This window comes from Streptomyces sp. NPDC003032 (genome assembly GCF_053591415.1).
The window spans coordinates 1-25,109 of sequence record NZ_JBSFTT010000045.1 but is presented as its reverse complement, the minus strand read 5'-3'; the positions used below and the strand labels follow the sequence as shown (position 1 = coordinate 25,109).

Below are 25,109 nucleotides of genomic sequence, written 5' to 3'. Positions count from 1 at the left end.
CGCTCCCTCTTGCTCATGACGGCACTGAGCACAGTTGGGGTACGGGCACGGTGGGAGCGAGTAGCGCAGGAATGCGACCATCCCCGATGCCTCATCTAGCGTTCCGCCGTACTCGACCCACCAAGGGGCCTGTATGACCGTTTGAGCCTCTGCGGGGGTGTCTGAGAGGCTGACTAGCTCTGGATCGGGTAAGGCGCCCTGTCGGGCGCGGACACGCTTTGACAGTGCTGTCATGACGGGCACTCGACGTGTTCGTACGGGCCGAGGGCGGGAGCACCGGACGCGCGGTCAACAACGACCCGTCGGCACAACTCCAATGACTTGATCAGCTTCCGGCACTTCCGGCACTTCTCGCCCTGGGGGGCGTAGGTGTTGTACTCGCGCGCCCTTGCATCAGTGTGTGTCTTCCCCGCCATGCCTGCCGTCCCCTCGCGTGGTCCGATGACAGCCACGCTAGGAACACCGAGGGGTCAACCCCCAGTCGGTTGCACGAGGTTGCACGGCAATCACGTCAGGCGCGTCAGGGCATCCGAGATCAGCGCACGGGCGTTCGCTCCGTAGACGGCCAGCGCTGCCAATTCCGCGAACGTTTCCGCATACATGGCCACTTCGCTGGGCTGAGTGATAGTGAGATAGCCAGAGATCAGCTCAACGTTGACTTGCGCCGTGTCATAAATCCAGAAGCCTTCGGCTGGCCAACGCTCCCTGTCAGGAAGCATGGGAACAACGCCCAAGCTGACATTGGGCAGCGAGGCTATCGAGACCAGATGGCCAAGCTGTCCGGCCATCACCTCAGCGCCGCCAATACCAGTGCGCAACACGGACTCCTCAATGAGGAACGCGAAACGCCGGTCACCCTCGTACAGAACCCGCTGGCGTTCCATGCGTGCGGCCACAGCTTCGGCCACATCGTCCACCATACCGCGCCGCCGCTGAATTGCTTGCAATGCCGCTGTTGTGTAGGGGCGCGTCTGAATCATGCCGGGAACGAGCCAGGATGAGTACGACCGGAAACGGTGAGTGCGTTGATACAGCGGTAGGCGGGCCTCTTGCGCCTGTTTCAGTCCGGCCCGTTCCATCCGGCGCCAGCCCACCCACATTCCCTCAGCCGTTCTCAGCGAGGCAATCAGGTCTTCGGTCTGGTCCTCAGCGCCGCATGCGCGACACCACGCCCGAATGTCGTCAGCAGATGGCGGAGTGCGGGCATTCATGATCCGTGATGACTTTGACCGGCTCCATTTGCAGCGCTCCGCAATATCAACACCGGTAAGGCCAGCATCCCGGCAGAGTTCCGCGAGACGATCCGCAAGAGCCTGCCGGGCCTGCTGAGCAGTGGAGTAGGGCGAGACAGCCATGTGTCAGGCTGGCCGGTATTCCGCGTGGGGAATGGCTCGCTCCCACGCTGCCTCATACGCCGTGGCGTACTGCCTTGCTAGTGCCGGGTCGCGCACCACTTCCATGCGTGGCCCAGTCCACTGACCCTCACCGCTGAAATGGTGCAGGATCACGGTTTCCTCATCCATGACCCATCCGTCCAACACGGGTAGCAGCAATCCACGTGCCAGCGAGCGAGGCAGCCAACGCACGTTTTCACCCGCTGCCACATTGGTGAAAGTGCCGTCGTACTCATAGCGCACGTAATCGCTGAGCGGCTCAGATACGACACGCAACCGGCGCATGACGACGCCACGGCCGGTTGTCTCGGCTACAACGTCCAACCACGGGCGCCACCACGAATCACGGTCGTCCGGGTTGTACCGGTGGCCCTCTTGCCAGCGGATGAACTCCGGGTCATCCCGCATGTAGCTGTCACGCATCTCAAGGTGCATCGCTGAGCGCTGCGCCTTAGCGAGACATTCACGTACCGCTGTTGCCACTGTTGCCCTCACTGTCCGGACGCGGGATGAACTGAAGCATGTTGGCGGGAAGCCGGATCACGGTTTCATGGTCCGGGACATCCGTGGAATGGCCGGGTGCCGAGCCGACTTCCTGTGCTTGCCGGATCGTCGCTTCGTCTGCTTTCCATGACTGGATGATCAGGTCCCCCGTCGTGTCGTCCAGCCAGATTGTGGGTGAACCGTCGTCCGGGGTGTTCGGCCAAATCCCCAAGAACTGTAGAGCCATTGGACACTCCTCTACCGAGTCGGTTGCACGTGTGTGCACGAGCCTCTCGCTGGCGCGTGATCATCGTCAAGAGGGCGTCGGTGCCCGGAAGCGCTCAGGCGACATGTTGGCTGACGATCCATCAGTTTGGATCTCGTCTGGCCTGAGCCATGTCGCCGTCCGCGAGCAGAGCAAGAGTCTCTGGTTTCCAGAACGGGAAACCGGGGTTGTCGACCAACGCCTAGGCTGCTGACTGCTCCCTCTGCGTGGGGCTGCCAACTGCCAGTGCGGAGGGAGCGTCAGGACGCAAAGACCCCCGTACCGGCCACCAGGCAACAGGTACGGGGCGTCGATTTACTTGCGCTCGGCATCTACACAAGGGTGCCCATTCAGGGCACCATCGCAACATGCTTACTAGTCTGCTGCCAGGATTCCGCCATTTCAGAACTCCATTCGCCGTCGGCACCTTGTGGGCCTTTCAAGTCTGGGTGCTGTTCGGTGAATGGATACCCGCGAAGAGTGAAGCCCAAGGTTTCATTAAGCGCCTATATGCGCTCGGAGACTTAGCCGGGCGGCCCGTAACAGCGGCTGCCATTGTATTCGCGCTGTATGTACTGGGCGACATAGTGAAGGTGTCAGCGGCAAGAATAGCTGCGAGAATCAACGCCTTGCGTCCTAGTATGCGAACGGCGCTTTTGACGAGGCAGTCATATCACGAGCTGCACTTGTTTGCGGAAACCCTTCGATCCCGTGTGGGCGAAACCTTCGATCTCATGGCCGCGATGAGCGCCGTAATGCGCGAGTTTCCAGAGATCAGGATGCGCCTCATTGCAAACCATCTAGATGTCTACCTGGAGCATGACCGCCTTGACTCGGAGGCAGAATTTCGGGTAAATCTGGCAGCCTACTCGGTCACTCTGTGGGTTATGTTGGCAGTGCTTTGGTCACCCTGGTGGCTGTTTGGCTTTACTGCTTCAGTAATGTTGGCTCTAAACGGTTTCCGGGCTCTTCGAGGAGCGAACGGAGTGCTGGTGCAGTCCCTTGCTTCGGGCATAGTTGAGTCGCGCGTGTATTCAGGCCATGGGCATCACCATCACTCCCACTCGGACAGCAATTAGGCTCCGCGTAAATCGGTCAGTTATGATTAGCGCATACCAAGATCATCCCGTGCAAATTGCTTAAGCTGCCACGCTAGAGTTTTCCCTCCCTGCCGCGCTTCTGTCAGGCCCGGAGGGGGTCCATCCCCAGGGGGCATGGGTCAGAACGGTGGCTCTTCGGTCTCAGCGTCGCGCTTCTCTGTCCAGTGCTGCCATTCACGCTGAGCCTGTGACTGCCTTCGACGCTCAGCGACAGCACCACCAGGCTGATGAGTGCCTGTCTCCCGGTTATGGCAGCGGACACAAAGGGCTCTCAGGTACTCATATGCATTCGGATCAGCAACACCACGCTTGACCAACTCCTTGCGACTCACAGGGAAATGGTCAGCAACCTTCGAAGGCTGAGCACAGAGAACGCACCACGGATTCATGTAAAGGAATGACTCACGCTTGCGCGGCCAGTCCTTGCCGTAAGTGCTGGTCCCCTTCTGCTCACGCCGTGCAGTGATCATGTGTCTGTGCTCAGGGCAAGCCCGCTCCTTACCGCTGATGCTGTTAGGGCAGTTGGGTACGGCAGGGCAATTGCGCCGGGGGCGGTATGGCATGAGGGGGCACCTACGGATTTTCGGAGGTGGGGTCATTGGTAATCGCGCTGAATAGGTCAGCGTCGCTCAGCCCATGGATAGCGGCCACAGCGTCAATGTGCGCCTGTGTGTCGTCCAGGGTGTCTAGGGCATCTTCGGCAGAGCACAGCATGTTGCGAACCGCTTGCACTAGATACGCGGCCTTTACAGGGTCTGGCTTTCCCTCAGCGAGCACGCGGCTTAGCGACTCGGCATAGTCATGTGCATAGCTCAGGGAGTCGACCAGGGAGGCCATGCGCTCAGGGGCGCTGTCGTCGGCCAGCATGGGAATCCTTCCCGCCAGCGAACACGCCAGCGAAGTCACGTTGCGGCATAAGCGCAGGTCAGGAAATGGGCAGGTTTTCGCCGGCTCGGGAGGTCTGGCGAGGACCAGGCCCGCGAGGGCGAGCGGCGGCTCGGTGAGAACGCCGCCGCGGAGGGCCTGGACTACCTCACCGAAGGCCGCGACCACGGCAGCACCTTCGACATGCACCGCGTCCTGCACCTCGCCAAGGCGCGGGGCCGGCAGGACGAGCTGATCGGTCTGCTCTACCGCGCCAACTTCGCCGAGGAGCGGTCCGTCTTCGAGGGCGACGAGCGCGTCGTGGAGCTCGCCGCCGACGCGGGCCTGGACGCGGACGAGGTGCGTGCCGTCCTCGCCGACCCCGAGAAGTACGCCGACGACGTCCGTGCCGACGAGCGCGAGGCCGCCGAACTGGGCGCGAACGGCGTGCCGTTCTTCGTCCTCGACCGCACGTACGGCGTCTCCGGCGCCCAGCCCGCCGAGGTCCTCGCGCAGGCCCTCGAGCAGGCGTGGGGCAACCGCTCGCCGCTGACCACCCTCGCGGACGCCGACGGAGGCGGGGCGTGCGGGCCGGACGGATGTGCGGTTCCGCAGAGCTGAGCGCCCACGTAGGTTGATCTTCATGACACTCATGGGGACCGACGACATCACCGGCCACGCGGGCGGCCTCGCGGGCGAGTTCGCTCCGACGACGACCTACCTCAACACCGCGAGCTACGGTCTGCTGCCGCGCCGCGCCGTCGCGGCCGTACAGGCCCTGGCGGCGGAGGTCGCCTCGGGCGAGCGCGCCAGTTCCGGCGACTTCGGGAAGGTCGACGCGGCCCGCCGGTCCTTCGCGCGGCTGGTGGGCGTGGACTCCTCGCGCGTGGCGACCGGCGGTTCGGTGGCCGTGCACGTCGGCCTCATCGCGGCGTCCGTCCCGGCGGGCGCCGAAGTGCTCCTCCCCGAAGGGGACTTCTCCTCCCTGATCAACCCCTTCGTGCTGCGCGGCGACCTGAAGCCCCGGTACGCGCCGCTGGAAAGGCTCGCGGAGGCGGTGGGGCCCGGGACCGCGCTGGTCGCGTTCTCCACCGTCCAGTCGGCCGACGGCCGCGAGGCGGACTGCGCGGCGATCCGCGAGGCCGCGGCCGCCCACGGCGCGCGCACCCTCGCCGACGCCACGCAGTCGGCGGGCTGGCTGCCGTTCGACGCGGCGGCGTACGACTACTCCGTGACCGGCGCCTTCAAGTGGCTGCTCTGCCCGCGCGGCACGTCCTTCCTGACGGTGGGCGAGGCGGCGCAGGAGTCCCTGGTGCCGCTGCACGGCGGCTGGCTCGCGGCGGCCGACGGATGGCGGTCGACGTACGGCCCGATAGGCGAAGTGGCCCCGGACGCCCGCAGGTTCGACGAACCGCCCGCCTTCCTCGCCTACCACGGGGCCGCCGCGGCGCTCTCGCTCGTCGAGGAGGTGGGCGTCGACGCGATCCACGCCCACGACGTGGCGCTCGCCGGCCGCTACCGCGCGGGACTCGCCGAGCTCGGGCACTCCCCGGTGCCGGGCACCTCGCCGATCGTCTCGGTCCCCGGGCTCGCGGACCGCGAGCCGGAGCTGGCCCGCGCGGGCGTCGTCGCGTCGGCGAGGGCGGGCCACCTGCGTGCCACGTTCCACCTGTACAACACGGAGGCCGACGTGGACCGGCTCCTCGACGTGCTCTCCGGCTGAGAGCCGCCCCCGCGGAGGCTCAGCCCCGCGCCGCCCGGTCCCGCGCCGCCGCCTCGGCCCTGCGCTCCGGGCAGTCCGCCGTCTCCGTGCAGAGGTTCGTCTCCACCTTGGTGAGCAGCCGCAGCAGTTCCGTACGCTCGTCCTCGTCCAGGCCGGCGAGCGTATGCCCCTCCAACTCGCCCCAGGCGCCCTCCACTTGGGCGAGGAGTCCGCAGCTCGCGTCGCTGGCCTCGACCAGGACCGCCCGGCGGTCGGCCGGGTCGGGGCGGCGGCGCACGTGCCCGGCCTGCTCCAGGCGCTGGAGCATCTTGGTGACCGTGGAGGGGTCCAGCTCGACGGCCTTGATCAGCTCGGACTGCCGCACCGGCCCGGCGTCCCACAGGTGCATCATCACGAACTCCTGGCCGGGATAGAGGCCGACCCCCTTCAGGAACTTGCCCGCGGCGATGCGGTGCAGCCGCGCCACTCTGCTGACCGCGTGGCTGACGGGCCCCGCCCGGGCCACCGCGGGCAGCCCGGGGGGACAGGCGGGGTCGGCGGGGGCGGCCCGGTCGGTGTCGGCCTTCATTACGTGCTCCTGCTGGTCACTGGACGTCTTCCAGAAGATTACCTTGGTCGGCCAAGGAATGGGTTACAGTGGCATCCGGCCCAGTTACTTGGCCGACCACATAAAACCTGCCCAGGAGACCTGATGACCACCGCGTTCGATCCGATCGACCTGTCCGGCACCCCGCTCGCCAACCGCATCGCCATGGCCCCCATGACCCGAAGCCGTGCTGGTCAGGGCGGTGTGGTCACGGACCTGACCGTGGAGTACTACGTCCAGCGCGCCTCCGCCGGACTGATCGTCACCGAGGGCATCCAGCCTTCTGTGGTCGGCCAGGGATACCCCGACACGCCGGGCCTGCACAGCGCGGAGCAGGTCGCCGCCTGGCGCAAGGTCACCGACGCCGTACACGCGGCGGGCGGCAAGATCTTCGCCCAGATCATGCACGCGGGCCGCATCGGCCACCCCGCCCTGCTCCCCGACGGCCTGGTCAACGTCGCCCCCTCGCCGGTCCAGGCCCAGGGCCAGGTCTACACCGCCGAGGGCCCCAAGGACTTCATCACGCCGCACGAGCTGACCGACGCCGAGATCCGCGCCACCATCGCCGACTTCGCCGCCGCCGCGCGCAACGCCGTCGAGGCGGGCTTCGACGGCGTGGAGCTGCACGGCGCCAACGGCTATCTGATCCACCAGTTCCTCGCGCCCGGCACCAACCGGCGCACCGACGCGTGGGGCGGCTCGGTCGAGAACCGGCTGCGCTTCGCCGTCGAGGTGGCCAAGGCCGTCACCACCGAGATCGGCGCCGCCCGCACCGCCATCCGCATCTCGCCCGGCAACCCCTTCAACGACATCTCCGAGCCCGACCCGGAGCCGACGTACACCGCCCTGGTCAAGGAGCTGGCCGCACTCGACCTCGCGTATCTGCACGTCATGGAGGTCGGCGAGATCCGCGAGCTGACCACCCGGCTGCGCCAGGACTTCGGCGGGACGTTCGTGCTGAACCCGCAGACCGAGGGCCCCACCGGCCGGGACGCGCTCGCCCTCGTCGAGGACGGCACGGCGGACGTCATCGCGTTCGGCGTGCTCTTCCTCGCCAACCCCGACCTGCCGGCCCGCCTGAAGGCCGGAGGCCCGTACAACACGCCCGACCAGGCGACCTTCTACGGCGGGACCGAGAAGGGCTACACGGACTACCCCGCGCTGTAGCACCGGCGACGGCAGTCGGCCCGGCACCCACGGGGGGTGCCGGGCCGATGGCGTGTACGTCAGGTCACCTCACCGGGGTGAAGTCCCGCGCCCCGATGAACTCGGGCCGCCGCACCGGCGCCGCGAACGGCTCGACCGCCGCGTTCTCCACGCTGTTGAAGACGATGAAGACGTTCGACCGCGGGTACGGGGTGATGTTGTCCCCGGAGCCGTGCATGGCGTTGCAGTCGAACCAGGTGGCCGAGCCCGCCTCACCGGTGAAGAGACGGATGCCGTGGTCGGCCGCGAGGTGGGTCAGCGTCTCGTCCGACGGGATGCCCGCGTCCTGCATCTGCAGCGACCGCTTGTAGTTGTCCTTCGGCGTGGCGCCCGCACAGCCGAGGAACGTCCTGTGCGACCCCGGCATGATCATGAGGCCGCCGTTGGTGTCGTGGTTCCTCGTCAGCGCGATCGACACCGAGACGGTGCGCATGTTCGGCAGGCCGTCCTCCGCGTGCCAGGTCTCGAAGTCCGAGTGCCAGTAGAACCCCGAGGCCCCGAAGCCCGGCTTCACGTTGATCCGGGACTGGTGCACGTACACGTCGGATCCGAGGATCTGCCGTGCCCGGCCCACCACGCGCGGGTCGGCCGCGAGCTTGCCGAACAGCTCACTGATCCTGTGCACCTCGAAGAGGGAACGGATCTCCTGCGAGCGAGGCTCGACGATGGAACGCTCGTCCGCACGCATCGCGGGGTCGTTCATCAGCCGTTCCAACTCGGCGTGGTACACGCTGACTTCGTCCGGGGTGATCAGCTGGTCGATGGCCAGGAAACCGTCCCGCTCGAACCCCGCCAGATCCCCGGCCGCGATGGGCCCTTCGGTACCCGGCTCGGACCACACCACCGGGTCCTTGCGTTCGATGAGCACCTCTTCGGCGCCTCGGGTCGGGTACAGGTCAGTGGTGCGTTCGGGTGCGGTGGTCATGGTGTTGCCTGCCTCTCCTCTCGTACGGCCCTGTGCGGGATGTCAGCCGACCTCAGCCGACCGGCGCGCGGCTCTCAGCCCTCGTCGTCCTCCGTGAGCAGCGGGTACACGCCGTTCTCGTCGTGGTCCTCACGGCCGGTGACGGGCGGGTTGAAGACACACAGGCAGTGGAAGTCCTCCTTGACGCGCATGGTGTGCTTCTCGTGCCCGTCGAGCAGGTACATGGTGCCCGGAGTGATCGTGTACTTCTCGCCGGTCGTGTCGTCGGTCAGCTCGGCCTCGCCCTTGGTGCAGACGACGGCCTCGATGTGGTTGGCGTACCACATCGACGTCTCCGTCCCCGCGTACAGGATGGTCTCGTGCAGGGAGAACCCCACGCGCTCCTTGGCGAGGACGATGCGCTTGCTCTCCCAGGTACCCGACGCGGCCTTCACATGCCGGTCGGTGCCTTCAATGTCCTTGAACGAACGGACGATCACGGTGAGTTGGTTCCTTTTCTCTTACGGTGTGAGGGACTCGGTCAGCTGCCGGCTCAGGCGGTCTCGCGTACCGCGCGGGCCAGCGTGCGCAGCCCCTCGTCCAGCTCGTCGGGGGTGATCGTCAGCGCCGGAAGGAGCTTGACGACCTCGCCCTCGGGGCCGGAGGTCTCGATGAGCAGGCCCAGTTCGAAGGCCCGCTTCGCCACGGCGCTCGCGCGGTCCTTGTCCAGGAACTCGATGCCCCACACCAGGCCGCGGCCGCGGAACTCCTTGATCTCCGCGCGGTTCTCGTCGACGATCGCGGTCAGCACCTGCTCGACCTGCTCGCCGCGGGCGCGGGTCTGCTTCTCCATCGCCGGGCCGTCGGTCCAGTACGCCTCCAGGGCGGCGGCGGCCGTGACGAACGCCGGGTTGTTGCCGCGGAACGTGCCGTTGTGCTCGCCCGGCTCCCACACGTCCAGCTCGGGCTTGAACAGGCAGAGCGACATGGGCATGCCGTAGCCGCTGATCGACTTCGACACCGTCACGATGTCCGGCGTGATGCCCGCCTCCTCGAAGGAGAAGAAGGCGCCGGTGCGGCCGCAGCCCATCTGGATGTCGTCGACGATCAGGAGCATGTCCCAGCGCTCGCACACCTCGGCGAGCTTGCGCAGCCACTCGACGCGGGCGACGTTGATGCCGCCCTCGCCCTGCACCGTCTCGACGATCACGGCGGCGGGCTGGTTGAGGCCGGAGCCCTGGTCCTCGAGCAGCCGCTCGAACCAGATGAAGTCGGGGGTCCGGCCGTCGAGGTAGTTGTCGAACGGCATCGGCGTGCCGTGCACCAGCGGGATGCCGGCGCCCGCCCGCTTGAAGGCGTTGCCGGTCACCGCGAGGGAGCCGAGCGACATGCCGTGGAAGGCGTTCGTGAACGACACGATCGACTCGCGGCCCTTGACCTTGCGGGCCAGCTTCAGCGCCGACTCCACGGCGTTGGTGCCCGTCGGGCCCGGGAACATGACCTTGTACGGCAGGTCGCGCGGGCGCAGGATGATGTTCTGGAACGACTCCAGGAAGGCGCGCTTCGCGGTCGTCGACATGTCGAGACCGTGCACGACGCCGTCGCGCTCCAGGTAGTCGATGAGCGCGCGTTTGAGGACCGGGTTGTTGTGGCCGTAGTTGAGTGAACCGGCTCCGGCGAAGAAGTCGAGGTACTCATGGCCGTCTTCGTCGAACATGCGGCTGCCCTGCGCGCGGTCGAAGACCGTAGGCCAACCGCGGCAGTAGCTGCGCACCTCCGACTCCAGGGTCTCGAAGACGCTCAGGTCGGGCTGGGTGATGGTCACAGCGAATCTCCTGGGAGATGGAAAGACGTGGGAGGTGGGGGGTGTACGGGACATGCAGGGGGGAGGGCGAGGAGGAGCGGGTGCGAGATGCGACGTGCTCGGTGCTCGGTACTCGCTGCTCGGCGCTCGGCGCTCGGTGCTCGGCGCGAAGATCAGGGGCTGATCGGGCCGATGCGGTAGAGCACCTCTGGCTCGTGCCCGTCATCGGGGAACAGGCCCGCGTCGAAGAGGACCTTCCGCTCGACCGACGCGCCGTGTCGCCGCGCGTAGGAGAGGAAGAGCCGCTCGGACGCGGTGTTGCCCGGCGTGATGGTCGTCTCGATCGTGCTCAGCGGGCGCCCGGCGGCGACCTTCGCGGTCAGCCCGTCGAGCAGGGCGCCGGCGAGGCCCCGGCCGCGCTGTCCGTGGTCGACGGCCACCTGCCAGACCAGCAGGGTGTCCGGGCGCTCGGGCCGGATGTAGCCGGTGACGAAACCGGCCGGCTCGCCGTCGGCGCCCCGGGCCACCACCGAGGTGGCCGCGAAGTCGCGGCACCACAGCAGGTAGCTGTACGAGGAGTTGAGGTCCAGCACCTTGGAGTCGCGGGCGATCCGCCAGATGGCGGCGCCGTCGGCGACAGCGGGACTGTCGAGTCGCAGCCCCTCCGGCATTTCCAGGAATTTCGCTCGCAGGTCGGTCGGTAGATCGGCTTGTGCAGCGGTCATGCGGATTGAATTTACCCAGCAATTTCTTGAATTGCATCGGGGGGAGGGGTTACGTCAGAGAGCCTTGTGTGTTATCGCGCGGGGGTGCGTGCCCGCATGAGGCCCTGGCGTTATGCCCGTGTTTGACCGGGTTATTGTGCGCAAATGGGATGCGTTGTGGAGTACGTCACATGGCCGTAACTCGCTCGTGGCGTGCCCGGATTGCGGTATTTCGCGCTGATGAAATCTTAGTGTTTAGGCTTCGAAAAAGCGGGCAGAAGGATACGGCGAGCTGTGTTCATAAAGAATTCGTGAGAATACGCGGATGAATTGAAGGGCCGTCCCGTTTTTCACGTTCCGGTTACGCCGTCGATGCGTTCCCGCAAGAGATCCGCATGGCCGTTGTGGCGTGCGTATTCCTCGATGAGGTGGACCAGGATCCAGCGGAGGCTGACCTCGTCGTCCCCGCCCGTGACGGCCGCCTCCTCGGCCCCGAGCCGCCCCGTGTCGTCGAGCGAACGCCCGGCGCAGATCTCCCGGTTCACGGCGACCTCGCCCTCCCACACCGCGAGCACCTCGGCGAACGTCCGCGTCCTGTCCACCGTGAAGCCGCCGGGCCGCGGCCCGTAGATCAGGGGTACGTCCCGTCGGGCGAACACCCGCTGTATCCAGTTCCGTTCGACCTCGGCGAGATGCTGCACGAGCCCGAACAGCGAGAGCGTGGACGGCTCCACGGACGTACGCAGCGTCTGCTCGTCGTCGAGCCCCGCGCACTTGGTGACGAGCGTGGCACGGTGCAGATCCAGCCAACTGGCCAGCATGGTGGGCTCGTCGGCGGTCAGGGGCGGGATACGACGGCCGTCGGGAAGCGTGGTCATGGCGGGCAGGTTGCCATGGCGGGGTGCTTTGAGGGAAGGGGGGCTGGGGGCGTCCGGGGCGTCCGGGGTGGGCGGGGTCGGTGGCCTGTCTGGCCCTGGTTGGGGTCGGCGTACGGTCTGCGACCGGCGGTCGCGCGGGCCTGCCCGGACGGGCCGTGGGGGCCTGCGCCAGGCGTTCGTGACCGCGCGACGCGAGGCCGTGGGGTCTACCCGCTGGGTGTTCGTCGTCGCGCGGTGCGAGGTCGTGGGGTCTGCCGTCAGGTGTTCGTCGCCGCGCGGTGCGAGGCTGTGGGGCCTACTGCCAGGCGTTCGTCACCGCGCGGCGCGCCGCCTCCAGGTCCACCGTGAGGCCCGTCTCGCCCATCGCGGCGCCCAGGGCCGCAAGGCAGGCGTGGACGACGCCGCGCGTCGCGTCGGGGCCGTAGTGGTTGACGCGGATCATCTCCTTCGCCAGCGGCCCGCCGCCGGCGACCAGCGGGAGCACCGGGTCCGCGGCGAGCGCCTTGGCGACCAGCTCCGAGGCGTCCGTGCCCGAGGGTGCCCGCAGGGTGGTGGCGACAGGGGCGGCGTCCCGCGCCTCGTGTACGTAGGGCTCCAGACCCCCGCCGAGCGCGAGCGCGCCCGCGCGGGTGGCGGCGGCAGCGGTGGCGTGCCGCGCCGTCACGGCGTCGAGGCCCTCCGCCTCGACGCGCTCCACGCAGGCCTCCAGGGCCAGCATCTCCAGCTGGGCGGGCGCGTGCAGCAGGGCCTTGCGGCCGCCGTCGATCCAGCGCTCCTTCCAGTCCAGGAGGGAGAGGTAGGAGCGGCGCGGCGCCTGCGGGTTGGCGGCGATCCGCTGCCAGGCCCGCTCGCTCACCGACACCGCGGAGACGCCCGCCGGGCCGCCCATCGCCTTCTGCGCGCCGATCACGCACAGGTCCACGCCCCACGCGTCGGGCAGCAGCGGCTCGGCGGCCACCGAGGCGACCGCGTCCAGCATGAACAGCGCGCCGTGCTCGCGTACGACCGCGCCGATCTCCGCGACCGGGTTGGTGTTGCCGGTGGCGGCCTCGGCGTGCACCAGCGAGACGAAGTCGATCTCCGGGTGCTCGGCGAGAGCCTGACGCACCTGGTCGGCCGTGACGGCCGCGTGGAAGGGGACGGCTAGGTCGACGACGGTCGCGCCGCAGTCCCGCAGCCAGTTCCCGAAGGTCTGGCCGTACGGCCCGGTGATCACGTTCAGGGCGGTCGTACCGGGCCGCGCGGCGCCCCGGATGCAGCCCTCCAGGGGCAGCAGGGCCTCACCCTGCATGATCACGACGTCCTGCTCGGTGGCGAGCAGCCGGGCCACTCGCGCCTCGATGGCGGCGAAGTGCTGGGCGCTCAGCGGCGCCAGGTCCAGAAAGGGATGCGTCACGGTGCTGCTCACGTCACTGCTCACTTCGCTCACGAGTTCGTTCGGGCCGGTACCGAGCGTACCCAGCGCCCCGCACGCGGCCCCGCACCCGGCGCCCCGTACCGCCCGTCCGGGGCGCCTCCTAAGCTGCTGCCATGAGCGATCACGCGGTGCTGCACGTGAAGGGGCGGGTGCTCGTCGGGCCCGATGACGTACGGGACGAACTGTGGGTCGTCGGGGGCAGAGTGACGTACGACCGCCCGGTCGCCCCGGCGACGGAGACCGTCACCGTCGAGGGCTGGGCGCTGCCCGGCCTGGTCGACGCGCACTGCCATGTCGGCCTCGACGCGCACGGTCCCGTGGACGCCGCCACCGCCGAGAAACAGGCCCTGACGGACCGGGAGATCGGCGCCCTCCTCCTCCGTGACGCGGGCTCACCCTCCGACACCCGCTGGATCGACGACCGCGAGGACCTGCCGAAGATCATCCGCGCGGGCCGGCACATCGCGCGCACGCGCCGCTACATCCGCAACTACGCCCATGAGATCGAGCCCGAGGACCTCGTGGCGTACGTCGCCCAGGAGGCGCGGCGCGGCGACGGCTGGGTCAAGCTCGTCGGCGACTGGATCGACCGCGAGGCCGGCGACCTGACGGCCTGCTGGCCCCGCGACGCGGTCGAGGCGGCGATCGCCGAGGCGCATCGGCTCGGCGCCCGCGTGACGGCCCACTGCTTCGCGGAGGACTCCCTGCGGGATCTGGTCGAGGCGGGCATCGACTGTATCGAGCACGCCACGGGTCTGACGGAGGAGACTATTCCGCTCTTCGCCGAGCGTGGCGTCGCGATCGTGCCCACGCTGGTGAACATCGCGACCTTCCCGGACCTGGCCGCGGGCGGCGAGAAGAAGTTCCCCCGCTGGTCGGCCCATATGCGTGGGCTCTACGACCGCCGCTACGACACGGTCCGCGCGGCGTACGACGCGGGCGTCCCGGTCTTCGCGGGCACCGACGCGGGCGGCTCCCTGGCCCACGGCCTGGTCGCCGCGGAGGTCGCCGAGCTGACGCTCGCGGGCATCCCGCCGGTGGCCGCGCTCTCCGCGACGACGTGGGGCGCGCGCGACTGGCTCGGCCGCCCCGGCCTGACGGAGGGGGCTCCGGCGGACCTCGTGGTGTACGAGGCGGATCCCCGGGAGGACGTACGGGTGCTGGCGGCGCCGCGGAGGGTGGTGCTGAACGGGAGGGTGGTCGGTTAGGGGCTTGGGGCCCTGGGTGGTGCCGTCTGCGCCTTCCGTTCGTCTGTGGGGCGGGGCCGCGGGGGTATGTGCGTGTTCGCCATCTTGGTGTGGGCGTTGCTCTGCTGCTGGGCTGGTGGTTCTACTGTGCTCCGCTCGCACATACCCCCACGTCCCCTCGCGCGCGCTCGCGACTGCGGGTGCGCCACAGCCATGTCGCGGTGCCGGCCAGCACTGCGAACGTGGCCAGGTTGGCCAGGTAGGCCGGGGTGTCGCCCGACGGGGCGGCGTCGGATGAGATCCAGATGCTGATGGCGGCGGTCGGCAGGACGGCGGCGAGCAGGACGCCGGTGGTCTTCTGGACAGAGGTCCAGTGCACCGAGGTGCAGAGCAGCACCGCGCCGACGACGCGGAACACGCTGCTGCAGAGCTGTGCGGCGTGGACGTCGGGGAGGAGCGCCGCGAGGAGGAACGGGAGGGTGAGCATCAGGAGTGGTATCAGGGGGTTTACTTTGCCGCGCCGGGTGGGTGCAGTGGCCCGGGAGGGGGCTTCGTTTCCCGCCTCCGTCAGTGCCGTTGTCGCGATCGTGCGGGGGTCCCCCAGCTCCGCGAGTATCTCGCCGATCGCGGCGTCGGGGCGTTCGGCGCGCGTCACCTCGATGTGTTCGGCGAGGTCGGCGAGGAGTTCCTGGCGGCGGTCGGCGGGGAGTGCGGAGGCCTCGCGCCCGACGGTGGAGAGGTAGTCGCGTACGGGGTCGGCAGAGGTCTTCATGCGAGGTCTCCGGTGGAGGGGTGGGGAGTGGTCAGGAAGGCGTCGACGGCGTTGCGGAAGCCCGGCCAGACGCGGGTGAACTCGTCGAGCGCGGCCCGGCCGCTGTCCGTGAGCGCGTAGTAGCGGCGGGGTGGCCCGGAGGCGGACTCCTGCCAGGTGGTGGTGACCAGGTCGTCGCGGCGGAGCCGGGAGAGCAGCGGGTAGACCGTGCCCTGGCTGGTGGCCAGGGCGCCGGAGTCCTCCAAGGCCTGGAGGAGTTCCACGCCGTAGCGGGGGCGGTCCCGCATCAGGGCGAGTACGCAGTACTCCAGGACACCCTTGCGCAGCTGGGCGGCTGCCCGAGCCTGCTTGGTCGAATCACCAGGTTCCATGCGATGCAAGATAGCTGGTTTCGTAAGGGAGAGGGAAGGGGGTTCCGAGTTCTCAGGTCTGCCCGGACGCGGCGAGACCGCCCCCGTCAGGGGCGAAGCGTCTTGGCGAGCGTGGTCAGGAAGCGGTCCGACGTGGCACGGTCACGGACCGCTAGCCGAACCCAGTCGGGCCCCAGGCCAGGAAACGTGTCGCCGCGCCGCACCGCGAACCCCGCCCCCCGCAGCCGATCACGTACGACCAAGGCCCCGGGAACCCGCACGAGCACGAAGGGCCCCTCCGCGGGCTCCACCGCGCGGACACCGAAGGGGGCCAACTCCGCGAGTCCCGCGAGGAGGTGTGTCCGGTCCGCCGTGACGCGGTGCGCCGCGTGACCGGCCTCCGCCAGCGCCCGAGGGCCGACACAGGCCCGCGCGGCGACCAGCGCCGGCGTGGACACCGGCCACAGCGGCTGCGCCTGGGCGAGCGCGGAGATCACGTCGGGCGGGGCGAGGACGTAGCCGATCCGGAGCCCCGCGAGGCCCCACGTCTTCGTGAGGCTGCGCAGCACCACGAGCCCTGGGACGTCCGTGCGGCCCGCCAGCGCCTCCCGCTCACCCGGCACCGCGTCCATGAACGCCTCGTCCACCACCAGGATCCGCCCGGGCCGCGCGAGCGCGGCGATGGACGCCGCCGGGTGGAGGACGGACGTCGGATTCGTCGGATTGCCGATCACGACCAGGTCGGCCTCCTCCGGGACCACCGCCGGCCCGTCGAGGCGGAACCCGTCCTCCTCCCGCAGCAGCACCCGCCCCACCTCATGCCCCGCGTCCCGCAACGCCGCCTCGGGCTCCGTGAACTGCGGGTGCACGGCGACGGGATGACGTACCTTCAGGGCGCGCGCCAGGAGGACGAAGGCCTCGGCGGCGCCCGATGTGAGCAGCACCCGGTCCGGGGTCAGAGCGTGCCGCGCCGCCACCGCCTGCCGCGCTTCCCTGCCGTCCGGATAGGCCGCCAAACCGTCCAGGGAGGCGGCGACGACCTCCTTCAGCCACGCCGGGGGAGTGTCGGCCCGTACGTTCACCGCCAGGTCGGTGAGGTCCGCGCCGTCGTCCCGCACCTCCGCGTCCCCGTGGTGACGCAGATCGTGGCCGAGGCCGGTCCCGCTGGCGGCGTCGTCGCGGCGCACCACCGCGCACGTCGCCATCGCAGGGCGCCCGGCCGGCGCCGACTTCCGCTTGGGGACGACGAGTTCACCGCCGCCCCGCAGCGCCGCCGCCTCCGCCACGGACGGCGTCCCCACGGCGGTACGGGACGCCACGGACGGGTTCGGCACCCGCACGTCCGCCAGCTCCCGCGCCGAGTACGCGACGAGCGGCACCCCGAGCCGCGCCGCCGCCCCGACGATCGCCGGCTCCTCGGCCTTCACGTCGACCGTCGCCAGCTCGGCGACCGCCCCTTCGGAGAAACCGGCCTCGCGGACCGCGTCCCGGACGAGCCCGAGCACCTCCTCCAGGGCAGCGCCCTCGCAGGCGCCGACGCCCACGACGAGTACTTGGGCGTCAGCCATGGAGAGGGTCCTTTCCTCAGGGGATTTGTAAGAGGTGGGGAAACACGGGGCGAGGGATGTGCGCGGCAGGGGGTCAATCGGCTAGCAAGGGCGCATGGCGGTGTTCGTGGCGCTCGGCGCCTTCCTCATGACCCTGGTGGGCGGCTGGACGGCCCAGCGGGTCACCGACCGGCGCCATCTCGTCCTGGGACTCGCGGGCGGCCTGATGCTCGGCGTCGTCGGTCTCGACCTGCTGCCGGAGGCGCTGGACGCCGCGGGCGGGCCGGTCTTCGGCGTACCGGCGGCGCTGCTTCTGTTCGTGGCCGGCTTCCTCGTCGCCCATCTGGTGGAACGCCTCCTCGCGGTCCGGCAGGCCGCGCACGGCGCCGCCGAGCACGCCAACGGCCGGGTCCCGCAGGTGGGCCTCACGGCGGCCGCCGCGATGGTGGGCCACAGCGTGATGGACGGCGTCGCGATCGGCGCCGCCTTCCAGGTGGGCGGCGGCATGGGCGTGGCCGTGGCGCTCGCGGTCATCGCCCATGACTTCGCGGACGGCTTCAACACGTACACGATCACCAGTCTGTACGGGAACGCCCGCCGCAAGGCCCTCGCGATGCTGTTCGCGGACGCGCTGGCCCCCGTGGCCGGCGCCGCATCGACGCTGCTCCTCACCATCCCGGAGCAGCTGCTCGGCGGCTACCTCGGCTTCTTCGGCGGAGCACTGCTCTACCTCGCGGCGGCCGAGATCCTGCCCGAGGCGCACCATGACCACCCGGCCCGCTCGACGCTGCTGTGCACGGTGGCGGGCGCGGCGTTCATCTGGGCCGTGGTGGGCATCGCCGAATGAGCCGCCGCGCGCCTCCGAGCCGCCGCGCGTGTTCACGGCGTACATCTCTCGACGAAGCGGCGCGCGACCTCCGGCCGCGATGCCCAGTGCGTGTGCAGATAACTGGCGTGTACGTTCCCCTGTACGAAGCCTTCGACGCGCCGCTCCGGGGCGTGCAGGCCCCACGCGGGAGCCGCCCCGGCGCCGGGCTCCACCACCGTGCGGTGGAACTCATGGCCCCGCATCCGCGTCCCCACCACCGCCAGCACACTGTCCGACACGGCGACCGCCTCGCGGTAACCCAGCGTCAGCCGCTGCGACATCCGCGCCTCGGCGTCCAGCACCCCGCACATCGGCTTCCCGTCCAGCTCACGGGAGAGGTACAGGAGCCCCGCGCACTCGGCGGCCACGGGCGCCCCGGAGCGCGCCAGCTCCGCCACCGACTTGCGCAGCGGCTCGTTGGCGGACAACTCGGGCGCGTACACCTCGGGAAACCCGCCCCCGACGACCACCCCGGCGGTCCCGTCGGGCAGCTCCTCGTCATGGAGAGGGTCGAACGTCACGACCTCGGCCCCGGCAGCTCGCAGCAATTCGGCGTGCTCGGCATAGGAGAACGTAAAGGCGGCCCCACCCGCGACAGCGATGCGGGGAGCGGACCCAGCCAGAGCGAGTCCCGTCGCGGGGTCCCACGCCTCCCCCGGCAGGGACGCCGCACTCCGGGCAAGGGCAAGAAGCGCGTCCAGATCGCAACCGTCCCGCACCCGCGAGGCCAGCGCGGCGACGGACTCCACCGCCTCCCCCCGCCGCTCGGCAACCGGCACGAGCCCCAGATGCCGTGAGGGCGCGCCCACCTGAGGGGTGCGACGCAGCGCGCCGAGCACCGGCACCCCGGACTCGTCCAGGGCCTCCCGCAGCAGCGCCTCGTGCCGGTCGGAGCCGACCTTGTTGAGGATGACGCCCGCGACCCGCACCTCGGGGTCCCAGGACGCGAAGCCGTGCACCAGCGCCGCCACCGAACGCGACTGCGACGACGCGTCGACGACCAGCACGACCGGCGCCCGCAGCAGCTTGGCGACATGCGCCGTCGACGCCAGTTCGCCCTGGCCCGCGGCACCGTCGTACATCCCCATCACGCCCTCGACCACGGCGAGGTCGCACCCGGCCGCCCCGTGCGCGAAGAGCGGCGCGATCAGGTCGGGCCCGCACAGGTACGCGTCGAGATTGCGGCCGGGGCGGCCGGTCGCCAGCGCGTGGTAGCCGGGGTCGATGTAGTCGGGCCCGACCTTGTGCGGGGAGACGGCGAGCCCGGCCGCCGTGAACGCGGCCATCAGGCCCGTCGCGACGGTCGTCTTGCCGCTGCCGGACGACGGCGCCGCGATGACGAGGCGAGCTACCACTCGATGCCCCTCTGGCCCTTCTGCCCGGCGTCCATGGGGTGCTTGACCTTGGACATGTCGGTCACCAGATCGGCGAAGTCGATCAGCTCCTGCGGCGCGTTGCGGCCGGTAATGACGACATGCTGGGTGCCGGGGCGGTTCCGCAGCACCTCCACGACCTCGTCCGTGTCGATCCAGCCCCAGTGCATCGGATAGGCGAACTCATCGAGGACGTACAGCTTGTACGTCTCCTCGGCGAGGTCCCGCTTGACCTGCTCCCAGCCCTCGCGGGCCTTGTCCTCGTTGGTCAACTCGCCCTCGGCGGGGGCGCGTTGGATCCACGACCAGCCCTCGCCCATCTTGTGCCAGGCGACCGAGCCGCCCTCGCCGGAGGCGCCGAGCACCTTCAGCGCGTTCTCCTCGCCGACCTTCCACTTCGCCGACTTCACGAACTGGAAGACGCCGATCGGCCACCCCTGATTCCAGGCCCGCAGCGCGAGCCCGAACGCGGCGGTCGACTTGCCCTTGCCGACGCCCGTGTGGACGAAGACGAGCGGGCGGTTGCGGCGCTGCCGCGTCGTGAGTCCGTCGTCCGGTACGACACTCGGCTGTCCCTGCGGCATTACGCGGCCTTCCTGGAGTAGTTCCCTTGTCCTTGCACGTCCTTGACGAGTCCGGCGATCGAGTCGGCCCGCAGTTCGTCGAGGGTCACGGCCGTACCGCCCAGTTCGCCGGCCAGCTGCCCGGCCAGACCGAGGCGTACATAGCCCGACTCGCAGTCCACGACCACGGAGGCGACGCCGTCGGCCGCGAACAGCCGTGCCGCGCGCTCTGCCCGCGCCACCGGCTCCACGCCGCCCGTGGCCCGCCCGTCCGTCACCACGACCACCAGCGGCCGCCGCGCCGCGTCCCGCAGCCGCTCGATCCGCAGCACGTCGTGCGCCTTCAGCAGGCCCGCGGCCAGCGGGGTGCGCCCGCCGGTCGGCAGCGATTCGAGCCGGGCGGCGGCCGCGTCCACCGACGACGTCGGCGGCAGCGCCACCTCGGCCGCCGAGCCGCGGAACGTCACGAGTCCCACCTTGTCGCGCCGCTGGTAGGCGTCCAGGAGGAGGGAGAGCACGGCGCCTTTGACGGCGCTCATCCGCTGCCGCGCCGCCATCGACCCGGAGGCGTCCACGACGAACAGCACGAGATTGCCCTCGCGCCCCTCCCGCGTCGCCTGCCGCAGATCGTCACGGCGTACGACGAGACCCGTCCCGGAGCGCCCGCGCGCCCGCTGGTGCGGGGCCGCGGCCTGCACGGTCGCCGCCAGGTGCAGCTTGGTCAGCGCACCTCGGGGGCGCCGCGAACCCGTCGTACGCCCGTGTTCGGTACGGGCACGGGAGCGCCGCCCCGCCGCGCCCTCGCCGATGCCGGGCACGCTCAGCATCTTCGTGCGGAAGGGCTCGGCGGCGCGTACGGCCTGCTGCTCGCCCGCCCCCGCTCCCGCCCCCGTGGTCGGGGCGGGCTCCTGCGGGGCCGGTGCCTCGTCGGAGTCCGGTCCCTGCTGCTGGGAGGGCAGCTCGGGGGAGTCGGGGCCGTCCGACGGGGGCTGCCCGCCGCCACCGTCAGGACCGCCACCACCGTCAGGACCGCCGCCGTCGGGATCATCGTCGCCCTCAGGAGGCTCCGGAGCCTCGGCAGCCCCGGCAGCCTCGTCCTCGCGCGCCTCCTCCAGCGTCTCGTCGAGCTTGTCCTCGTCGAGCCCCGGCGCGTCGAAGGGGTTGCGGCGCCGCCGGTGCGGCAGCGCGAGCAGCGCGGCCTGCCGCACGTCCTCGCTCCGCACCTCGGTACGTCCCGCCCAGGCGGCCAGCGCCGTCGCCGTGCGCGCCATCACGATGTCCGCGCGCATCCCGTCGACCTCGAACGCCGCGCAGGTCGCCGCGATCTGCCGCAGCGCCCCGTCGCCGAGGACGACTTGGGGCAGCAGCGCCCGCGCCACCACGACCCGCTCGCGCAGCGCGCCCTCGTCCTCGGCCCAGCGCCCCGCGAACCCGTCGGGGTCGTCGTCGTACGCGAGCCGCCGCCGCACGACCTCGACACGCTGGTCCGTCTCGCGGGACGCGGCGACCTCGACGGTGAGGCCGAACCGGTCGAGCAACTGCGGCCGCAGCTCGCCCTCCTCGGGGTTCATGGTGCCGACGAGCAGGAAGCGCGCGGCGTGCCGGACGGAGACGCCCTCGCGTTCGACGTACGAGGCGCCCATCGCGGCCGCGTCGAGGAGCAGGTCGACCAGGTGGTCGTGGAGCAGATTGACCTCGTCGACGTAGAGGATGCCGCGGTGCGCGTCGGCGAGCAGTCCGGGCTCGAAGGCCTTCACGCCCTCCGAGAGCGCCCGTTCGATGTCGAGGGCGCCGACCAGCCGGTCCTCCGAGGCGCCGACCGGCAGCTCCACCATGCGCGCGGGCCGCGCCGTGCCGCCGCCCGCCTCGTGCGGGCCGTCGGGACAGTTCGGATCGGGCGCCGCCGGGTCGCACGAGAAGCGGCACCCGGCGATCACCGGCACCTGCGGCAGCAGCGCCGAAAGGGCGCGTACGGCGGTGGACTTGGCGGTGCCCTTCTCACCCCGTACGAGTACGCCGCCGACGGCGGGCGAGACAGCGTTCAGCAAGAGCGCGAGCCGCAGGTCGTCCTGCCCGACGAGAGCGGTGAACGGGTACGGGGTACTCACAGAGCCTCCTTGGAGAAGTGGTGCGTGGTGGCGCTCGGGACAAGGCTCATGACGGGGCTCCTCATGACGGCGCTCCGGGAGCGATGAACGGCAGCCCGGTGGGCGGGCCGTTCTCGATCAGGCCAAGGAGTGCGTCCGTGTCCGCGTGTTCCTCGATCAGGTCACCGAGCAGATCGAGCTGTTCCTCGCGCAGCGCGCCGAAGCTGGTGTCCGGCGCCGGCACGAAGCGGCGCCCGGCCGCGCGCGCCACCTCGGTGAGGAAACGGCGCCGGAACGCGTCGCTCTCCAGCGACCCGTGCCAGTGCGTGCCCCACACCTCGCCGACCCGGCAGCCGTCCAAGAAGGTCTCCCCGCCAAGGACTTCGGCCACGCCATGATGGATCTCGTACCCCTCGACCGGTTCCCCGAGGGCCTCGCCCACCGGCCGCGCCAGGGTCTTCTCGCGGGCGAACCGCACCCGCACCGGCAGCAGCCCGAGCCCGTCCACGGAGCCCGCCCGCGACTCGACCTCGTCCACGATGTGCTCGCCGAGGAGCTGGAAGCCGCCGCAGATCCCGAGCACCGGCCGCCCCTCGGCGGCGCGGCGCGCGAGGGCGGCGGCAAGACCGCGCTCGCGCAGCCACTCAAGCGCCCGTACGGTGCCGCGCGTTCCGGGTACGACCACGAGGTCCGCGTCGACGAGTTCCTCGGCCCGGTCCACGAACCGCACGACGACGCCCGGCTCGGCGGCCAGCGCGTCCACGTCCGTGAAGTTGGACATCAGCGGCACCGCGCACACGGCGACCCGCAGCACGTCCTCGCCGACGGGCGGCGCGACCACGGACTCGCGGACCGCGCCCCTCAGGGAGACCCGGAGGCCGTCCTCCTCGTCGATGCCGAGCCCGTGCTGGAACGGCAGCACGCCGTACGTGCGCCGCCCGGTGAGGCCGTGCAGCATGTCGAGCCCCGGTTCGAGGAGCGAGACGTCGCCGCGGAACTTGTTGACGAGATACCCGGCCACCAGCTCCTGGTCGGCCGCGCTCAGCAGCGCCGTCGTCCCGAAGAAGGAGGCGAACACCCCGCCCCGGTCGATGTCCCCGACCACAAGGACGGGGAAGCGGGCGGCCCGCGCGATGCCCATGTTCACGATGTCGGTGCGCCGCAGATTGATCTCGGCGGGGCTGCCCGCGCCCTCACAGATCACGGCGTCGTAGCTGCCCCGGAGTTCTTCGAGGCAGCCCACGACGGTGTCGAGTAGCGTCGCCTGGCGCCCCCCGCGCAGTCTCTCCCCGGGGGACGACCCCCCCGACCCCCCGAAGAACCCGCGCGCGCTCATCTCGCCCACCGGCTTGCCCATGAGTACGACCTGACTCGACCGGTCGCTGCCCGGCTTGAGCAGTACGGGGTTCATCAGGGCGCTCGGCTCGACGCGGGCGGCCTGCGCCTGCATGGCCTGCGCCCGGCCGATCTCGGCGCCCTCGCGGGTGACGAAGGAGTTGAGGGACATGTTCTGCGCCTTGAACGGCGCGACGGCGACGCCCTTGCGGGCCAGCCACCGGCAGATCCCCGCGGTGACGACGCTCTTCCCGGCGTCCGAGGTGGTCCCGGCGACCAGTAGTCCACCACTCATGAGCTTCTTCACGGGGTTCTCCTTGACCGTGACCGACGGAGTATTTCCCGCGCGCCCACCGCGACGCCGAGCGCCAGCCAGCCGACCCGGCGGGAGAGTTTCGCGGCCCGCTCGATGTCCGCGGCGTCGACGTCCCGTCCGTCCGTGTTCAGGACGGGCCGGTGCTCGACCCGTCCCGCGTACGAGAGGGTCCCGCCGAGCCGCACGCCGAGAGCGCCCGCGAAGGCGGCCTCGACGGGTCCGGCGTTGGGGCTCGGGTGCTTGGCGGCGTCCGCGCGCCAGGCCCGCAGGGCGCCCCGGGGCGAATCCCCGGCCAGCGCCGCGAGGCCCGCCGTGAGCCGCGCTCCGGGCCACCCGAAGACGTCGTCGAGCCGTGCGGAAGCCCACCCGTACCGCCGGTACCTGGGCGACTTGTGCCCGACCATGGCGTCCAGGGTGTTCACGGCGCGGAAGGCGACAAGTCCGGGCACTCCGCCGACGGCGCCCCACACCAGCGCCCCGACCACCGCGTCCGAGGTGTTCTCGGCGACGGACTCGACGACGGCCCGCGCGATCCCGTCGGCGTCCAGCGCCTGCGGGTCCCGTCCGCACAGATGCGGCAGCCGCTCCCTGGCCACCTCGATGTCCCCGGCCTCGAGCGCGCCGCCGATGGCCCGCGCCTCCCGCCCGAGCGAGGTCCCGCCGACGACGGCCCAGGTGGCGGCGGCGGTCAGCGCGATGGACGCGGTGGGGCAGCGGCGTACAAGTCGAGAGGCGAGCGCGGCGGCACCCGCGGCGCCCCCGGCGCACACCACGGCGTGCAGCGCGCCCCACCCGCGGTGGTCCCGCCACAGCACCCGCTCGACGGCACCCGCCGCACGCCCGAACGCGGCGACCGGGTGGCCCCGGCGGGGATCGCCGAGCAGCAGGTCACCGAGGAGGCCGGCGGCGGCGCCGTACGCGAAGTCGCGATCGGCACTCATGGGCTCAGCCGGCCGCTGTGCCGAGGAGGGAGCTGACGCTCGGGAACTGGTCCGGCAGTGGGCGGCCGCGCATGGCGATATGTCCTCACTCAGGGTGTCCGCGCCCTGGTTCGACGTGATCGGCGGCGAGAGTTCCTGGCTGACGGGAGCGTCGGGGACGGTTTCCCGGTGACAGTGGCGGGACCGCGCCGGATTCGCACCGGCTTCCTCTTCTGCCGCCGTAGTTGGCCCCGGAAGTCCACCACGCCCCGCGAACGCCCGTCAACTCGCCGTTGACCTGCGGCGGGAGAGTGTGCGGAGCCCCACAGCGGAGCCTCACAGCAGAGCCCCACGACGGGGCCCCGGACATGACGGTGGGGTTGGTGGGGGGTAGATCCCCCGGTGCCCCACACCCACCACCACAAACAAACAAACACAATCGAATAAAAAATATATACTAAAT

Annotated in this window: 24 protein-coding genes, 1 pseudogene and 1 riboswitch; of the genes and pseudogenes, 6 read left to right on the top strand and 19 right to left on the bottom strand. The window is 70.3% G+C overall.

Features of this window, described 5'->3' with window-relative positions:
- Window positions 1-506: 506 nt before the first annotated feature.
- Genes ACWDZ7_RS37150 through ACWDZ7_RS37140 form a run of 3 tightly spaced genes read right to left on the bottom strand, consistent with a single transcriptional unit; the run spans window position 507 to window position 2,124 of the window.
- Window positions 507-1,355, bottom strand: a complete 849-nt coding sequence (locus tag ACWDZ7_RS37150) for a helix-turn-helix domain-containing protein (protein ID WP_451803161.1) — start codon at window positions 1,353-1,355, stop codon at window positions 507-509.
- 3 nt (window positions 1,356-1,358) lie between these two features.
- Complete coding sequence (locus ACWDZ7_RS37145; protein WP_451803160.1) at window positions 1,359-1,877, bottom strand: DUF6879 family protein; 519 nt, start codon at window positions 1,875-1,877, stop codon at window positions 1,359-1,361.
- Window positions 1,858-2,124 (bottom strand): hypothetical protein, encoded by a 267-nt coding sequence (locus ACWDZ7_RS37140; protein ID WP_451803159.1) that lies wholly within the window; start codon window positions 2,122-2,124, stop codon window positions 1,858-1,860. Before ACWDZ7_RS37140 ends, ACWDZ7_RS37145 begins: the two co-directional genes overlap by 20 nt.
- Before the next feature lie 386 nt (window positions 2,125-2,510).
- On the opposite strand from ACWDZ7_RS37140, the gene ACWDZ7_RS37135 reads away from it, so the two are divergent.
- Window positions 2,511-3,221, top strand: a complete 711-nt coding sequence (locus ACWDZ7_RS37135; RefSeq protein ID WP_451803158.1) for a hypothetical protein — start codon at window positions 2,511-2,513, stop codon at window positions 3,219-3,221.
- Window positions 3,222-3,815: 594 nt separating this feature from the next.
- Here ACWDZ7_RS37135 and ACWDZ7_RS37130 read toward each other — a convergent pair.
- The gene (locus ACWDZ7_RS37130) at window positions 3,816-4,295 is read right to left on the bottom strand and encodes a hypothetical protein (protein ID WP_451803157.1); all 480 of its coding nucleotides are present in this window, start codon (window positions 4,293-4,295) and stop codon (window positions 3,816-3,818) included.
- On the opposite strand from ACWDZ7_RS37130, the pseudogene ACWDZ7_RS37125 reads away from it, so the two are divergent.
- Window positions 4,209-4,727 (top strand): annotated as a pseudogene (locus ACWDZ7_RS37125) (DsbA family oxidoreductase); the annotation flags it as partial. The gene ACWDZ7_RS37130 and the pseudogene ACWDZ7_RS37125 overlap by 87 nt on opposite strands.
- 22 nt (window positions 4,728-4,749) lie before the next feature.
- Window positions 4,750-5,829 carry an aminotransferase class V-fold PLP-dependent enzyme gene (locus ACWDZ7_RS37120; protein ID WP_451803156.1) on the top strand — a complete coding sequence of 360 codons (1,080 nt, stop codon included), beginning with the start codon at window positions 4,750-4,752 and terminating at the stop codon, window positions 5,827-5,829.
- 19 nt (window positions 5,830-5,848) lie between these two features.
- On the opposite strand, the gene ACWDZ7_RS37115 is transcribed toward ACWDZ7_RS37120, so the two are convergent.
- Complete coding sequence (locus ACWDZ7_RS37115) at window positions 5,849-6,397, bottom strand: MarR family winged helix-turn-helix transcriptional regulator (RefSeq protein ID WP_451803155.1); 549 nt, start codon at window positions 6,395-6,397, stop codon at window positions 5,849-5,851.
- 123 nt (window positions 6,398-6,520) lie between these two features.
- Between ACWDZ7_RS37115 and ACWDZ7_RS37110 the strand changes: the two genes are divergently transcribed.
- Window positions 6,521-7,582 (top strand): alkene reductase, encoded by a 1,062-nt coding sequence (locus ACWDZ7_RS37110; RefSeq protein WP_451803154.1) that lies wholly within the window; start codon window positions 6,521-6,523, stop codon window positions 7,580-7,582.
- Between the two features lie 64 nt (window positions 7,583-7,646).
- On the opposite strand, the gene thpD is transcribed toward ACWDZ7_RS37110, so the two are convergent.
- The 6 genes from thpD to ACWDZ7_RS37080 form a co-directional block, all read right to left on the bottom strand.
- Window positions 7,647-8,546, bottom strand: a complete 900-nt coding sequence (gene thpD / locus ACWDZ7_RS37105; RefSeq protein ID WP_451803153.1) for an ectoine hydroxylase — start codon at window positions 8,544-8,546, stop codon at window positions 7,647-7,649.
- A 74-nt stretch (window positions 8,547-8,620) separates the two neighbouring features.
- Complete coding sequence (locus ACWDZ7_RS37100) at window positions 8,621-9,025, bottom strand: ectoine synthase (RefSeq protein ID WP_451803152.1); 405 nt, start codon at window positions 9,023-9,025, stop codon at window positions 8,621-8,623.
- A 53-nt stretch (window positions 9,026-9,078) separates the two neighbouring features.
- Complete coding sequence (gene ectB / locus ACWDZ7_RS37095) at window positions 9,079-10,350, bottom strand: diaminobutyrate--2-oxoglutarate transaminase (RefSeq protein ID WP_451803151.1); 1,272 nt, start codon at window positions 10,348-10,350, stop codon at window positions 9,079-9,081.
- A 152-nt stretch (window positions 10,351-10,502) separates the two neighbouring features.
- Window positions 10,503-11,054 carry a diaminobutyrate acetyltransferase gene (ectA, locus tag ACWDZ7_RS37090; RefSeq protein ID WP_451803150.1) on the bottom strand — a complete coding sequence of 184 codons (552 nt, stop codon included), beginning with the start codon at window positions 11,052-11,054 and terminating at the stop codon, window positions 10,503-10,505.
- 329 nt (window positions 11,055-11,383) lie between these two features.
- On the bottom strand, window positions 11,384-11,911 hold the full coding sequence (locus tag ACWDZ7_RS37085) for a DinB family protein (RefSeq protein ID WP_451803149.1): 528 nt from the start codon (window positions 11,909-11,911) through the stop codon (window positions 11,384-11,386).
- A gap of 295 nt (window positions 11,912-12,206) precedes the next feature.
- Complete coding sequence (locus ACWDZ7_RS37080) at window positions 12,207-13,307, bottom strand: pyridoxal-phosphate-dependent aminotransferase family protein (RefSeq protein ID WP_451803188.1); 1,101 nt, start codon at window positions 13,305-13,307, stop codon at window positions 12,207-12,209.
- 134 nt (window positions 13,308-13,441) lie between these two features.
- On the opposite strand from ACWDZ7_RS37080, the gene ACWDZ7_RS37075 reads away from it, so the two are divergent.
- Window positions 13,442-14,536, top strand: a complete 1,095-nt coding sequence (locus ACWDZ7_RS37075) for an amidohydrolase family protein (RefSeq protein ID WP_451803148.1) — start codon at window positions 13,442-13,444, stop codon at window positions 14,534-14,536.
- 121 nt (window positions 14,537-14,657) lie between these two features.
- Here ACWDZ7_RS37075 and ACWDZ7_RS37070 read toward each other — a convergent pair whose 3' ends face one another.
- The 3 genes from ACWDZ7_RS37070 to cobC all read right to left on the bottom strand — a co-directional run bounded on the left by ACWDZ7_RS37070 (window position 14,658) and on the right by cobC (window position 17,205).
- A complete protein-coding gene (locus ACWDZ7_RS37070; RefSeq protein ID WP_451803147.1) occupies window positions 14,658-15,287 on the bottom strand; it encodes an HAAS signaling domain-containing protein in 630 nt (209 codons plus the stop codon).
- Complete coding sequence (locus ACWDZ7_RS37065; RefSeq protein ID WP_451803146.1) at window positions 15,284-15,658, bottom strand: PadR family transcriptional regulator; 375 nt, start codon at window positions 15,656-15,658, stop codon at window positions 15,284-15,286. The genes ACWDZ7_RS37070 and ACWDZ7_RS37065 overlap by 4 nt, the downstream gene beginning before the upstream one ends.
- A gap of 86 nt (window positions 15,659-15,744) precedes the next feature.
- Window positions 15,745-17,205, bottom strand: a complete 1,461-nt coding sequence (cobC, locus tag ACWDZ7_RS37060; protein WP_451803145.1) for an Rv2231c family pyridoxal phosphate-dependent protein CobC — start codon at window positions 17,203-17,205, stop codon at window positions 15,745-15,747.
- A 94-nt stretch (window positions 17,206-17,299) separates the two neighbouring features.
- On the opposite strand from cobC, the gene ACWDZ7_RS37055 reads away from it, so the two are divergent.
- The gene (locus ACWDZ7_RS37055) at window positions 17,300-18,031 is read left to right on the top strand and encodes a ZIP family metal transporter (protein WP_451803144.1); all 732 of its coding nucleotides are present in this window, start codon (window positions 17,300-17,302) and stop codon (window positions 18,029-18,031) included.
- A gap of 32 nt (window positions 18,032-18,063) precedes the next feature.
- Here ACWDZ7_RS37055 and ACWDZ7_RS37050 read toward each other — a convergent pair whose 3' ends face one another.
- The 5 genes from ACWDZ7_RS37050 to ACWDZ7_RS37030 all read right to left on the bottom strand — a co-directional run bounded on the left by ACWDZ7_RS37050 (window position 18,064) and on the right by ACWDZ7_RS37030 (window position 24,667).
- The gene (locus ACWDZ7_RS37050) at window positions 18,064-19,407 is read right to left on the bottom strand and encodes a cobyrinate a,c-diamide synthase (protein WP_451803143.1); all 1,344 of its coding nucleotides are present in this window, start codon (window positions 19,405-19,407) and stop codon (window positions 18,064-18,066) included.
- Window positions 19,401-20,009 carry a cob(I)yrinic acid a,c-diamide adenosyltransferase gene (gene cobO / locus ACWDZ7_RS37045; protein WP_451803142.1) on the bottom strand — a complete coding sequence of 203 codons (609 nt, stop codon included), beginning with the start codon at window positions 20,007-20,009 and terminating at the stop codon, window positions 19,401-19,403. Before cobO ends, ACWDZ7_RS37050 begins: the two co-directional genes overlap by 7 nt.
- A complete protein-coding gene (locus tag ACWDZ7_RS37040) occupies window positions 20,009-22,096 on the bottom strand; it encodes a putative cobaltochelatase (protein ID WP_451803141.1) in 2,088 nt (695 codons plus the stop codon). Before ACWDZ7_RS37040 ends, cobO begins: the two co-directional genes overlap by 1 nt.
- Before the next feature lie 61 nt (window positions 22,097-22,157).
- Entirely contained in the window at window positions 22,158-23,705 is a 1,548-nt protein-coding gene (locus ACWDZ7_RS37035) for a cobyric acid synthase (protein ID WP_451803187.1), read from the bottom strand.
- Window positions 23,706-23,713: 8 nt separating this feature from the next.
- A complete protein-coding gene (locus ACWDZ7_RS37030; RefSeq protein WP_451803140.1) occupies window positions 23,714-24,667 on the bottom strand; it encodes a cobalamin biosynthesis protein in 954 nt (317 codons plus the stop codon).
- Between the two features lie 107 nt (window positions 24,668-24,774).
- Window positions 24,775-24,925, bottom strand: a riboswitch (cobalamin riboswitch).
- Window positions 24,926-25,109 lie beyond the last annotated feature (184 nt).